The organism is Salmonella sp. 2018103 (assembly GCF_026247685.1).
Taxonomy (GTDB): domain Bacteria; phylum Pseudomonadota; class Gammaproteobacteria; order Enterobacterales; family Enterobacteriaceae; genus Salmonella; species Salmonella enterica.
Map to the genome: position 1 here is coordinate 4,148,488 of NZ_CP111029.1, position 13,518 is coordinate 4,162,005.

At 55.4% G+C, this 13,518-nt stretch carries 11 protein-coding genes and 1 pseudogene; 4 read left to right on the forward strand and 8 right to left on the reverse strand.

Translation table 11 applies throughout. From position 1 onward, the window contains the following. Positions 1–158 precede the first annotated feature (158 nt). The 6 genes and pseudogenes from nrfG to nrfA all read right to left on the reverse strand — a co-directional run bounded on the left by nrfG (position 159) and on the right by nrfA (position 6,742). A complete protein-coding gene (gene nrfG, locus OLG56_RS20080) occupies positions 159–779 on the reverse strand; it encodes a heme lyase NrfEFG subunit NrfG (protein WP_000083224.1) in 621 nt (206 codons plus the stop codon). Further along, positions 776–3,014 (reverse strand): annotated as a pseudogene (nrfF, locus tag OLG56_RS20085) (heme lyase NrfEFG subunit NrfF). The gene nrfG and the pseudogene nrfF overlap by 4 nt, the downstream one beginning before the upstream one ends. Next, a complete protein-coding gene (nrfD, locus tag OLG56_RS20090; RefSeq protein ID WP_061377180.1) occupies positions 3,007–3,963 on the reverse strand; it encodes a cytochrome c nitrite reductase subunit NrfD in 957 nt (318 codons plus the stop codon). The pseudogene nrfF and the gene nrfD overlap by 8 nt, the downstream one beginning before the upstream one ends. Beyond that, a complete protein-coding gene (gene nrfC, locus OLG56_RS20095; protein ID WP_001278026.1) occupies positions 3,960–4,631 on the reverse strand; it encodes a cytochrome c nitrite reductase Fe-S protein in 672 nt (223 codons plus the stop codon). The genes nrfD and nrfC overlap by 4 nt, the downstream gene beginning before the upstream one ends. Further along, a complete protein-coding gene (nrfB, locus tag OLG56_RS20100; protein ID WP_000115063.1) occupies positions 4,628–5,194 on the reverse strand; it encodes a cytochrome c nitrite reductase pentaheme subunit in 567 nt (188 codons plus the stop codon). The genes nrfC and nrfB overlap by 4 nt, the downstream gene beginning before the upstream one ends. A gap of 111 nt (positions 5,195–5,305) precedes the next feature. Then, entirely contained in the window at positions 5,306–6,742 is a 1,437-nt protein-coding gene (gene nrfA / locus OLG56_RS20105) for an ammonia-forming nitrite reductase cytochrome c552 subunit (protein ID WP_000101784.1), read from the reverse strand. A 431-nt stretch (positions 6,743–7,173) separates the two neighbouring features. On the opposite strand from nrfA, the gene acs reads away from it, so the two are divergent. The 3 genes from acs (at position 7,174) to actP (ending at position 11,332) form a co-directional block, all read left to right on the forward strand. Continuing rightward, on the forward strand, positions 7,174–9,132 hold the full coding sequence (gene acs / locus OLG56_RS20110) for an acetate--CoA ligase (protein ID WP_023233001.1): 1,959 nt from the start codon (positions 7,174–7,176) through the stop codon (positions 9,130–9,132). A gap of 239 nt (positions 9,133–9,371) precedes the next feature. After that, entirely contained in the window at positions 9,372–9,686 is a 315-nt protein-coding gene (locus OLG56_RS20115; RefSeq protein WP_000999620.1) for a DUF485 domain-containing protein, read from the forward strand. Beyond that, positions 9,683–11,332 carry a cation/acetate symporter ActP gene (gene actP / locus OLG56_RS20120; protein WP_000832536.1) on the forward strand — a complete coding sequence of 550 codons (1,650 nt, stop codon included), beginning with the start codon at positions 9,683–9,685 and terminating at the stop codon, positions 11,330–11,332. Before OLG56_RS20115 ends, actP begins: the two co-directional genes overlap by 4 nt. 38 nt (positions 11,333–11,370) lie before the next feature. Here actP and OLG56_RS20125 read toward each other — a convergent pair whose 3' ends face one another. Together OLG56_RS20125 and OLG56_RS20130 are read right to left on the reverse strand one after the other, a co-directional pair. Then, positions 11,371–12,060 (reverse strand): LrgB family protein, encoded by a 690-nt coding sequence (locus OLG56_RS20125; protein WP_001067096.1) that lies wholly within the window; start codon positions 12,058–12,060, stop codon positions 11,371–11,373. After that, positions 12,053–12,463: a CidA/LrgA family protein gene (locus OLG56_RS20130; RefSeq protein ID WP_000257347.1), complete on the reverse strand. Its 411-nt coding sequence runs from the start codon at positions 12,461–12,463 to the stop codon at positions 12,053–12,055. The genes OLG56_RS20125 and OLG56_RS20130 overlap by 8 nt, the downstream gene beginning before the upstream one ends. A gap of 103 nt (positions 12,464–12,566) precedes the next feature. Here OLG56_RS20130 and OLG56_RS20135 point away from each other — a divergent pair, with 103 nt between their 5' ends. After that, entirely contained in the window at positions 12,567–13,454 is an 888-nt protein-coding gene (locus OLG56_RS20135; protein ID WP_000354962.1) for a LysR family transcriptional regulator, read from the forward strand. The last annotated feature ends 64 nt before the right edge of the window (positions 13,455–13,518 follow it).

Below are 13,518 nucleotides of genomic sequence, written 5' to 3' on the forward strand. Positions count from 1 at the left end.
CGCGAGTTTATGGCGTTAATGATGAATAACTATTTGTTATGGAAAGTTTTTTACTTCGTCAAAAACGAATAATACACTGAGGTAATTAATTTTTACTTGTGTCTCATTCGCCGTTTTTTTAAACAGCACACATGACAAAAGTCACAAAAAAGAAAAAATTATTTCTGCCGATTTTGTAACAATTTAGCCAAATTAATGGCCTCTACCAGCTGCGCGCGGTTCACTCGCGGCGAGTTAGCGTCCAGTAAGGTTTGCCACAGCGACACGGCTTGCGCATAATCCGCCTGCATAAACGCATCGGCCGCCAGCAGCATCTGCGCGGTCACTTCTGTCGCATCCAGCGCTAACGCTTTATTAATCATTTCACGCGTCGCAGGCGTCATATGTTGCCCGGCCTGGTAATACAACACCGTTGCCAGCGCGGCGAAAAGCTGCGCGTTATCGCCTCGCAGACGCAACGCCTGACGATATGCCAGCAGCGCATTGTCATACGCATTGCGATAGAGATAATACTCGCCCAGCCGCGCCCATTGCTCGCTATCCTGCGGATTGGCGCGTATTTTTTCTTGCAGCCTGGAAAGCTGCGCCTCTGGCGTTTGCGGGTTCGTAAAGTCACGTAGCGGATCGGCCAGACGCTGTTGCTCGCTACGCACAGCCTGCCATTTCGGCGTCAACAGATAGCCGCCGATACAGGCAGCCACCATCAACACCGCCGCAGCCGCCAGACGCTTTACGGGCATGGGACGTAACGGCGCAGTGGAGTGTTCAGACTGGCTCATTGTTCCCCCTCTTCTGCGTGCTGACGCTTTCTCGCCCGCCAGACCACCACGCCCACCAGCAATAACAGCAGGCACGGCAGCGCCCACAACAGCAGCGTTTGCTCATTCAACGGCGGGTTGTAGCGTACGAAATCACCATAACGGTCGGTCATCCAGGCGGTGATTTCCGCTTCGCTTTTACTTTCGGCCACCATGCTGTAAACCTGATGGCGCATACTGACCGCCACGGGCGCATTGGATTCCAGCAAATTCTGGTTCTGACACTGCGGACAGCGCAGTTGACTGGCAATAGACAGCGCTTTTTCCTGCTGTTGTGGATTGTCAAAGCGCCAGGTATCCACCACCTGGGCGTGGGTGGCGAAGGTGATTAAAAACAGGACGATCGTTAAGAGTAAAAACTTTCTGCCGGATGGCGCTACGCTTATCCGGCCTACGGTTTGCGCATCCTGTAGGCCGGATAAGGCGTTTACGCCGCCATCCGGCAACGCTGTGAGTAATTTACGCATCACGCTTCCTCCCCCGCCATCCGCTCAGCAGCGCGCCACACACCATCAACAATCCCCCACCCCAGATCCAGCGCACGCCGGTCTGCACGTATAAGCGCATGGCGTAACGATCCGGTCCGGTTTTTTCGCCCATCACTGCGTACCAGTCATGTAGCAGGTTCCAGTGAATCCCCGGCTCCATCATCTGTTGATGACGCGCGGCATAGAAGCGCCTTTCAGGCTGCAGGCTGCCAATGCGTTTTTCATTCCGCCACAACGTGATCCGCGCTTTTTCACTGGTGTAGTTGCCTTTGGCTTCCAGATCCAGACGCTCAAAGCGGAAAATGTAGCCCGCCAGTACCACCTGCTGACCGGGGCTGAGGTTAAGGCTGATTTCATGCCGACTGCCGCTGGAAACCATGATCCCGGCGGCGAAGATAAATACGCCCGTATGCGCCAGCAATGCCGGAAGCTGACGATGCACAGAGACTTTGCGGCTTCTGATTGTCGCCAGCACGATAACTACCAGCATCAGCAGGCCAAACGGCAGCGTGACGCGATTAAAATAGGGCGCGCCCACCGAAAGCCTTCCCCAGCCCATCAAACCATAAATCATGGGGTAGAGCGTCCCGACCAGCACGATCAACAAGACGGCGCTAAAGAGCAGCAACGTCGCCAGAATGAGCGTTTCGCACTTTCCGCCGTCCAAACGCGTCGCCGGATACGGCTCCCGCGCCCGCCAGCCGTACAGAGCAAGCGATGCCAGACTTAACGCGGCAAAAAGGATAAACAGCGGCACCGCGCGCACGTTATCCAGCGCAAAGGCATGTACCGAAACAAGAATGCCGGAACGCACAATCAGCGTTCCCAGCAACGAGAGGATCAGCGTCAGTATCGCCAGCAGCAACGACCAGTGACGGAAGCTCCCGCGCTGGCGGCTGACATACAGACTGTGCAGCAAGGCGCTGGCGGCAAGCCACGGCAACAACGAGGCATTTTCCACCGGGTCCCAGAACCACCAGCCGCCCCAGCCCAGTTCGCAATACGCCCACCACGATCCGAGAATGATCCCCAGCGTCAGAGCGCACCAGCCGGGTAACACCCAGCGCCAGCAAACCCAGGCGGTTGCCGCGTTAAAGCCGCCGCACAGTAGCGAAGCCAGCGCTACGCTCGCCGCGGTCATCAGGCCGCCATAACCCAGATAGAGCAGCGGCGGATGTAAGATCAGCCCCAGATGTTGCAGCATGGGATTAAGGTCGCGCCCTTCCATGGCGGGAGGGAAAATACGCAGGAACGGATCGGACCACAGCACAATAAATAGCAGCAGCGAGGCCATAATGAGGGACAAGATGCTCAGGGTCAGCGGAAAAAGCGCGTCAGATTCATGCCGGGAGCGACAGGCGAATAGCGCCGTCCACCCCGAAAGAAGCAGCGCCCACAGCAGGAGCGAGCCTTCATGACCGCCCCATACCGCCGCCAGTTGTAGTCCCCATGACAACTGACTATGGCTATGCTGCGCAACATAAACGACCGAAAAATCGCTGGTCAGAAAACAGCTAACCAGAATCGCAAACGCCAGTAGCAGCAGCGTGAACGCCGTCCACGCGCCGCAGGTCGTCAGGCGCATGACGCCACGCCAGTGCCGCCCCATCCCGCACCACGTCGCCAGCGGGGTCAACACGTTGACCCCGAGACTCAACAACAGCGCCAGAAATCCGGCTTCAGGAAGGAAGATGTCCAGATTATGCAACCGTTAGCTGTCCCGCATAAAGAATGAAAAAGCGCAGCAGCAGCACGCCGGTCAAACTGGCGCCGCAAACGGCCAGCACGCCGTGAGACGTGACGCTACGATTTGCCCAGGTTTTCAGCAGCAGCGGGATAATCAATCCCAGCCCTACGACGCCGAGCCAGAACCACCAGCTCCAGAATCCGCCGCCCAGCGCCGCCGCCAGCGCGCGCATTTTGCCGTCATCGCCCAGCGCCAGCCCGATAAAAAAGGCCGCCAGCAGGAAGATCTCCAGCCATACCACTGGGGTTTCAATGCGATGTACAAAGCGCGCCTCGGTGCTGTGCGGGTTGCTACGATGGCGTAACGCCATAACGATCAGCGCCACCGCCGCGCCGGAGGAGATGCCGGAGAACAGAAACAGCGCCGGCAGGATCGGGTTATTCAGGAACGGATAGGATTTCAGCGCCGACAGCAGAAACCCGGTGTACGCCCCGAGCAGAACCGCCAGTACCAGCATTAACGTCTCCAGCACGCGATGAAACGGCGTTATTAGCGCCAACACTTTCTGCACGATCCCTAAACGCGGCAGCCAACGCTGTTGCAGGGCAATCACCTCTTTTCCAAAGATTTTTGCCAGCCACAGTACTAACACCACCATGTACAACTGGAACAGCATCACCCCCATCGACATCACCGAGGTAAAGCTGTAGTGGAACATCAGTTTCCAGAAGGTCCACGGGCGCGTCAGGTGGAAGACCAGAATCAGCAGACCAAGAATAATCGCCCCCGGCCCTAACACCAGCGTAGTGCGCAGCAGCGTGCTGTCCGAACCGCCCGCCTCAGGATGGAAGCGGCGCAGCAGAATCGCCAACGTAACCAGTCCGGCAGAGATGCCAATCAGGAACAGATAGATGGCGATGGGCCAGTCCCACACCAGTGATGCAAAATGAAATGCAGAAGCGGATGTCATTGGCTCACCTCCCCATAGTTAAAGGGAACGCGGTAGACCTTCGGTTTTGTGCCCAGCGCCAGCTTGTAACGATAGGTAGTTTTTTGCCGCAACAAACGGGAGATATCGCTGTTGGGATCGTCCAGATTACCAAACGTCAGCGCCTTCGTCGGACATGACTCAACGCAGGCGGGCTGTTTGCCCGCTTTCAGGTTGGTTTTCCGGCAGAAATCGCATTTATCCGCCGTCTTACTGACCGGATGGATAAAGCGCACGCGGTAGGGACACGCGGCAATGCAGTACTGGCAGCCGACGCAAAGGTCCGGATTCACATCGACAATACCGCTGGCGGCATCGCGGAATGATGCCCCCGTCGGGCAGACGTCAACGCAGGGGGCATGGTCGCAGTGCTGGCACGAGTGGCGGAAAAAGCGATATTTCACCTCCGGAAACGTCCCCTGCGGCTCGCTGCGAATAATCGTCAGGCGCGATACGCCTTCCGGCACGTTGTTGACTTCCCGACAGGCATCCATGCAGGCCGTGCAGCCGATGCATAATGACTCATCGTGTACCATGCCATAACGCACGCCATTAATATTCAACGTGTTCGCTACAACGCGTCCTGCCATCCCACTGACCGCCGCCAGCGCACCGACGCGGGTAATAAATTGACGTCGGGTGCAACTCATGGCTGCTCCTTAAGCAACGGAACGGACGCCGGGTTAAAGTGCGGGTTAGTACGCTGATCGCTGTGGCAATCCACGCATATTTTGATCCGCCCTTTCTCGTTTAGCGTCTGCATCGTGTCTTGCTGCGGATGCAGGGAATGGCAACTGGCGCAGGTCACTTTAGTAACATGAACATCGTGCGGCCAGAACGCTTTTTGCAGTTGTTCAGGCAAGTGGCAGGACATACAGACGCTGTTCTGCTGCTCTACCGTATACATCGGGTCGTTAAAACGCATCACATCTTTCACCCCTTCACGGTGGTGAAGCGACGGTTGACCGTGGCAGTTGGTACAGGTTATCGGCAATTTATTGTTCGGGTTGATAGCGCCCGTATGTTTACCGTGCATACCTTCGGTGTCCGGCTTGTGACAGTCCAGACAGGCAGCATCCGGATTACGCTGCTGGGTGACCGTCCAGCGTTGATCCGACTCCTGCGGCGTTGGCGTGGCAGTAATTCCACTCAGGCTCCAGAACAGGCCTGACGCCAGCACCCCAGCAGTTAATAACGAACGTAATACGCTCATATTCACTCCATTACATAATGCCTGATGGCGCGCAGCTTTAAGGCCTACAAGACTTCTGTAGGCCGGATAAAGCGCTTGCGCTGTCATCCGGCAAATTTGTCACATGTGAGGTTATTGGCTTAACAGACCGTTTTTACGCGCCTGATCTTCCCACTGCGGTACGACCGTTTTCAGGAAGTCCTGCTTCTCCGCGTTGATTTGTTGCATATTCAAACCAATCGCTTTCTGCGCCTTCTCTTTCGTCGAAATATCCGGCAGCGGAATTTCATGGGTAATGCCTTTGGTCGCCAGCAGTCGCGCCAGTTTAGTACGGGCATCCGCGGCTTTATCCATCGCACTGCCTAACATCCGTAGACCTTCTTCCGGGGCATGCATATGAATACCGTGTGACGCAATCGCCAGATCCCAACGCCACTGCGCGTGGCGAATATCGTTCAGAATCGGTTTCATTTCCGCGTCTGTCGCCCCCGCATCCCATGCGGCTTTCGCTTCGAAGTGCGCATGTACCAGCTGATCTTCAACCTTGATTTTCAGGTCATGAATCGCCTGTTTACGCTCGGCGACCACTTTTTGCAGGGACGCTTTGTCCTGGGTGTGGCAGTTGGCGCAGGTTTGCGCGAAATTGTCGAACGGGTTGCCGATTTTATGGTCGGTGTAGAGCTTGCCTTCGGCGTTCTGTACTTTCGGCATGTGGCAGTCGATACAGGTCACGTTGTTCTTACCGTGAATGCCCGCGCTCCAGGTTTCATATTCCGGGTGCTGCGCTTTGAGCATCGGGGTTTTCGACAGAGAGTTAGTCCAGTCAGAGAAGGCGATGGCGTCGTAGTATTGCTCCATATTTTCGACCTTCATGCCCTCATCCCACGGGAACTTAACGGCTTTGTTTTTACCGTCAAAGTAGTACTCCACGTGGCACTGGCCGCAGACCATCGATTGCTGATCAAATCGTCCCGCTTTATCAAACGGTTTGCCGATAGCCTCCATCGCCCGTTCAGCATAGGGGCGCGACAACGTTAACGCGGGCTTCCCCTGGGCGAAATCGTCCGACGCGGTGTTATGACAGTCGGCACAGCCCAAATCGTTGACAATTTCCGGGCCGCCGCGCGCCCATTTGCCATGGAAGTAGCCGTCTTCGCCTTCTTGTTGGATAAGGCGCGCGACATCGGGGCTTTTACAGCTCCAGCAGGCCATCGGCAGCGGGCCGTCTTCCGCCGTTTTTGGCGCGCCGGTACGCAGCGTTTCGCGCACGTCAGTTACCGCATACGCGTGGCCGCGTGGTTTGTTGTAATCACGGGAGAAGGGATAGCCCGCCCACAGGATCACCAGACGAGGGTCTTCCGCCAGCGCATCTTCACGGGCAGACTGTTCTGACGTCGCTTTCCATGACTGATATTGGTCGGGGTGTTGAGGCGCGAACGTTTCATTTTTCGCTTCAACAGTAACGGTTTTTGCGGATACAGGCGTTTGCTCAGCGTAAACAGAGGTAATGAAGAAAAAAGGAAATATAAGGCTGAAGAAACGGCGTGCGCGTAGTGTTTTCCTTGCCATAGAGGTCTCATCCAGATTGCGCCATTATCTTTAATGGCGATTTTTTATCGTTTTCCATAACAGCAACCGCACAAATACTGTTATTACATTGATCTCCTCTATGTGTAACAAATAACCACACTTAAAATGTTGTCTTTAATCAATTGTAAGTGTATGTAAAATACCACTTTAGAGTTAGTAACCTGGACAAAACTCCCTCTCTTTTCTGATTTCCGGACACGGATCACTTTTTTAAAAAATTTCATATAACGTCATGTTATCCCGAAAATTTATCTAATTTTGCGGGACACAATCAAAAAATAGATTGCTGCTTATTTGCACAGTTCCCTTTTTGCGTGATCTGTCGCCCAAATACTAAACAAAACTTATTAAGACCCTACATTTAACGTTTATGCGACATATTATTAACATCCCACAAGGAGAACAACAGCATGAGCCAAACACATAAACACGCCATTCCCGCCAACATTGCGGATCGTTGCCTGATAAATCCAGAGCAGTATGAGACTAAATATAAACAGTCTATTAACGACCCCGATACGTTTTGGGGCGAACAGGGAAAAATTCTCGATTGGATCACGCCGTACCAAAAAGTGAAAAACACCTCCTTTGCGCCAGGCAATGTGTCGATTAAATGGTACGAGGATGGCACGCTAAATCTGGCGGCGAACTGTCTTGACCGCCATTTGCAGGAAAATGGCGATCGCACCGCCATTATCTGGGAAGGCGATGACGCGTCGCAGAGTAAACATATCTCTTATCGCGAACTGCATCGCGATGCCTGCCGTTTCGCGAATACACTGCTGGATCTGGGCATTAAAAAAGGCGATGTGGTAGCGATTTATATGCCGATGGTGCCGGAAGCGGCGGTGGCAATGTTGGCCTGCGCCCGCATCGGCGCGGTGCATTCGGTGATCTTCGGGGGGTTCTCGCCGGAAGCCGTCGCCGGACGCATTATCGACTCCAGCTCGCGGCTGGTGATCACCGCTGACGAAGGTGTACGTGCCGGACGCAGTATCCCGCTGAAAAAGAATGTCGATGACGCGCTGAAAAACCCGAATGTCACTAGCGTTGAGCATGTGATCGTCCTGAAGCGCACCGGCAGCGACATTGACTGGCAAGAAGACCGCGACCTGTGGTGGCGCGATTTGATTGAAAAAGCCAGCCCTGAGCACCAGCCTGAAGCGATGAATGCCGAAGATCCGCTGTTTATCCTTTATACCTCCGGCTCCACCGGCAAGCCGAAAGGCGTGCTGCACACCACCGGCGGCTATCTGGTCTACGCCGCGACCACCTTTAAGTATGTCTTTGATTATCACCCTGGCGATATTTACTGGTGTACCGCCGATGTGGGTTGGGTGACGGGGCACAGCTATCTGTTGTATGGCCCGCTGGCCTGCGGCGCGACCACCTTAATGTTTGAAGGCGTGCCGAATTGGCCAACGCCCGCTCGCATGTGCCAGGTGGTCGACAAACACCAGGTCAACATTCTCTATACCGCCCCAACGGCCATCCGCGCGCTGATGGCGGAAGGCGATAAAGCCATTGAAGGCACCGACCGCTCTTCACTACGCATTCTGGGTTCCGTCGGCGAGCCGATCAATCCCGAAGCGTGGGAATGGTACTGGAAGAAGATCGGCAAGGAAAAATGTCCGGTCGTCGACACCTGGTGGCAGACTGAAACAGGCGGTTTTATGATCACGCCGCTACCGGGCGCTATCGAACTGAAAGCCGGTTCCGCCACCCGTCCTTTCTTTGGCGTACAGCCTGCGCTGGTGGATAACGAAGGTCATCCGCAAGAAGGCGCGACGGAAGGCAATCTGGTCATCACCGATTCCTGGCCGGGCCAGGCGCGCACTCTGTTCGGCGATCATGAACGTTTTGAGCAGACCTATTTCTCTACCTTTAAGAATATGTATTTCAGCGGCGACGGCGCGCGTCGCGATGAAGACGGCTATTACTGGATCACCGGTCGCGTGGATGACGTGTTAAACGTCTCCGGCCACCGTCTGGGTACGGCGGAAATCGAATCGGCGCTGGTGGCGCATCCGAAGATCGCCGAAGCGGCGGTGGTGGGTATTCCACACGCTATCAAAGGCCAGGCGATTTACGCTTATGTCACGCTCAACCACGGCGAGGAGCCGTCGCCAGAACTGTACGCGGAGGTGCGCAACTGGGTACGTAAAGAGATTGGCCCGCTGGCGACGCCGGACGTGCTGCACTGGACCGACTCACTGCCAAAAACCCGTTCCGGCAAAATTATGCGCCGCATTTTGCGCAAAATCGCGGCGGGCGATACCAGCAATCTGGGCGATACCTCGACTCTCGCCGATCCTGGCGTGGTGGAGAAACTGCTCGAAGAGAAGCAGGCCATCGCGATGCCGTCATAACCATAAATGCCGGATGGCAACGCGAATGCGTTTTATCCGGCCTACGACCCTACCCCTGCCCTCTCTCAAACCGGGAGAGGGAAATATAAAAAAACCTCCCCCAAAGGATTTCGTGTTACAGGAAGGCGGCAAGCGAGCACATCCTCAGCAGCATAGTTCACTATGTGGCTGGGGCGCGCGAGTGCGGCCAACGCGCCTGTAGCGCGAAAGACGCAGGGGGACCTCTGGAGAGCTCTGTGATGAATGACCAAATTTATCAGCGGATAGAAGACAGTGCGCGTTTCAGGGAATTAGTCGAAAAACGGCAACGGTTTGCCACGATTCTGTCGGTTATCATGCTGGCGGTTTATATCAGCTTTATTTTACTGATCGCCTTCGCGCCTGGCTGGCTGGGCACGCCTCTACATGCGGGAACCAGCGTCACCCGAGGAATTCCCATTGGCGTCGGGGTGATTGTGATTTCTTTTGTGTTGACCGGAATTTATATCTGGCGGGCGAACGGCGAATTCGATCGTCTTAATAACGCCGTACTGCATGAGGTGAAAGCATTATGAAGAGAGTTCTGACGGCGCTTGCCGCCGCACTCCCCTTCGCCGCTCATGCGGCGGATGCCATTAGCGGCGCGGTTGAACGCCAGCCCACCAACTGGCAGGCGATTATCATGTTTTTGATTTTCGTCGTGTTTACGCTCGGTATTACCTACTGGGCCTCTAAACGCGTACGTTCCCGTAGCGACTACTACACCGCAGGCGGCAATATCACCGGGTTCCAGAACGGGCTGGCGATTGCCGGCGACTATATGTCCGCCGCGTCATTTCTCGGCATTTCCGCGCTGGTGTTTACCTCCGGTTATGACGGGCTGATCTATTCGCTGGGCTTCCTTGTCGGCTGGCCAATCATCCTGTTTTTGATTGCCGAGCGCCTGCGTAATCTGGGACGTTATACTTTTGCTGACGTTGCCTCTTATCGCCTGAAACAGGGGCCAATCCGTATTCTTTCGGCCTGTGGCTCCCTGGTAGTGGTAGCGCTTTATCTCATCGCCCAAATGGTCGGCGCCGGTAAACTGATTGAACTGCTGTTCGGCCTCAACTATCACATCGCCGTGGTGCTGGTCGGCGTGCTGATGATGATGTACGTGCTGTTCGGCGGGATGCTGGCGACAACGTGGGTGCAAATTATCAAAGCCGTCCTGTTGCTGTTTGGTGCCAGTTTTATGGCCTTTATGGTGATGAAACACGTCGGCTTTAGCTTCAATAATCTGTTTACCGAAGCCATGGCGGTACACCCGAAAGGCACGGCGATTATGAGCCCAGGAGGGTTGGTGCAAGATCCGATTTCGGCGTTGTCGTTGGGTCTGGGACTGATGTTCGGCACCGCCGGATTGCCGCATATTCTGATGCGTTTCTTTACGGTCAGCGATGCCCGCGAAGCGCGCAAGAGCGTGTTCTACGCCACCGGTTTTATGGGCTATTTCTACATTCTGACCTTTATTATCGGCTTCGGCGCTATCATGCTGGTGGGGGCGAATCCCGCCTATAAAGATGCGGCGGGCGCGCTGATTGGCGGCAATAACATGGCGGCGGTGCATCTGGCCAACGCGGTAGGCGGCAACCTGTTCCTCGGCTTTATTTCGGCAGTGGCGTTTGCCACCATTCTGGCGGTGGTTGCCGGTCTGACGCTGGCGGGCGCATCGGCGGTGTCGCATGATTTGTACGCTAACGTGTTCCGCAAAGGCGCAACCGAACGTGAAGAACTGAAGGTGTCGAAAATCACCGTCCTGGTGCTGGGCGTGATCGCCATTATCCTCGGCGTCCTGTTTGAAAATCAGAACATCGCCTTTATGGTGGGCCTGGCGTTTGCTATCGCCGCGAGCTGCAACTTCCCTATCATTCTGCTTTCCATGTACTGGTCAAAACTGACCACGCGCGGCGCTATGCTGGGCGGCTGGTTAGGTTTACTGACAGCGGTGGTGCTGATGATTCTTGGCCCTACCATTTGGGTGCAGATCCTCGGCCACGAAAAAGCGATCTTCCCGTATGAGTATCCGGCGCTGTTCTCTATCAGCGTGGCGTTCCTGGGGATCTGGTTTTTCTCGGCCACCGATAACTCGGCAGAAGGCAACCGTGAACGTGAGCAGTTCCGCGCTCAGTTTATCCGCTCCCAAACGGGATTCGGCGTACAACAAGGGCGTGCGCATTAATCTTACCGTTTCCTCCGGCCCTGTGGGTCGGAGGAAAATCAGAACATTACCCTCGCCACCAGCGGGGCTGCCAGCACCATCACCACGCCGGACAGCATCATTACCAGACTGGCGACGACACCCTCCTGCTGACCAAGTTCATAGGAACGCGCCGTGCCCGCCCCATGTGACGCCGCGCCAAATCCTGCCCCTTTTGCCATGCCTTCCCGGATAGAGAGACGCAAAAATAGCGCGTCGCCGACCGCCATGCCAAACACGCCAGTGACGACCACGAACAGCGCCACCAGATCCGGCTGCCCGCCCAGGGGTTCTGCCGCCGCCAGCGCAAACGGCGTAGTAACGGAACGTACCGCCAGACTACGCTGAATCTCATCCGATAACGTGAACAGACGCGCCAGCCAAACGGAACTGGTGACCGCCACCACCGTCGCCGTCACTACGCCCGCGGTGAGCGACATCCAGTGACGTTTGATAATCGCGAGGTTATCGTACACCGGCACCGCAAAGGCAATGGTCGCCGGGCCGAGCAGCCACAATAGCCAGTGCGATTCACCAATATAGTTTTGCCAGGAGATATGACCGAACACCAGCATTAACACCAGCAGTGCTGGCGTCAACACTAATGGCATCAACGGCAGTTTGCGAAAACGGCGATACAGACGCTTATTGGCGAAGTAAATCCCCAGTGTAATCACCAGACACAGTACGCTTAACTGAACGTTATTCACGGTTTAGCCTGCTCATCTCATAGCGATACACTTTATCCACCACCCACGCCGTCGCACCGAGTACCATTAAGGTACTGATCGCTATCACCGAGAAGATGCGCCAGCCGTCCACCAGTAACAGATGGGCATAGTTCACTACCGCCACGACGGCGGGAACAAAGAATAACAGCATCTCCGCCAGCAGCCAGCGTGCGCCTGCGCGTACCCAGCTAAGCGGAATAATCCGGCAAACGATCAGCGCCAACATAAGTACCATGCCGACCAGATTCGCGGGCAACGGCAGGTGCAGCCAGGAGACAAGATATTGGGAAAAAATGAATAAACCTGCATAGAGCAGTACCTGAACCGGTACCTGGAGTCGTTGCACAACGGCAGGCGTAACGCGGCTTATCGCCACAGCCATGAGGGAATGTCCTGAAAAATAATACGGAGCGCCAGTATAGAGAACCTCCGTCACGGGCAGAAATGAATTAAAATCATTGCAGGCATAGTCGGAAGGAATAATCATGGATATCAGAACGCTGCGTTATTTTGTCGAGGTGGTGCGCCAGCAAAGTTTCACCCGCGCAGCGGAGAAGTTATTTGTCACCCAGCCCACCATTAGCAAGATGCTGAAAAATCTTGAAGATGAGCTTAACTGTACGCTACTGATCCGCGACGGACGTAAGTTATTGCTGACCGATACCGGACGCGTGGTGTTTGAACGCGGTCTGGCGATCCTCGCTGAGTTTCGCCAGTTAGAGGCCGAGTTGAGCGATATTAACCATCTCAATAAGGGCGTGCTGCGGCTGGGTATTCCCCCGATGGTCGGCATGTTGATGGCCGGGCCAATCAGTTTGTTTCGACAACGCTACCCTGGCGTTGAACTCAAAATTTCGGAGTTTGGCGGCCTGACGGTACAGCAGGCGGTAATGAATGGCGAGCTGGATGTTGCGATGACCGCGCTCCCGGTGGAAGAAGCGAGCGGGCTAACGACGTTATCGCTGTTCAGTCATCCGCTGTGCGTGCTGGTTCCCCGTTCCGGTCAGTGGACAACCTGCGACTCCATCGCGCCTGAAGCACTGGCGGAGCATCCTCTTCTTATCTACAACGAAGACTTTGCCCTGAGCCGCCAGTTGATGACCTTATTTAGCCAGCATGACGTAAAACCACGGATTGCCGTGCGCAGCGGGCAATGGGATTTTCTCGCCGCCATGGTGCAAGCGGGCGTCGGCATCGCCATTTTACCGGAGCCGATTTGTCAGCGTCTGGATAAGGCCACGCTGCGCTGGCTACCGCTGGAAAGCGATCTCCGCTGGCAGTTGGGCATGATTTGGCGAGAGGGCGTGTATCTGTCGCACAGCGCCCGGGCATGGTTAACCTGTTGCGAAGGGTTTTGGCTGAAACAACCGTAAGCCATGGGTTAAAACCCTTGCCGGATGGCGGCGCAAGCACCTTATCCGGCCTACTTGTAGGCCC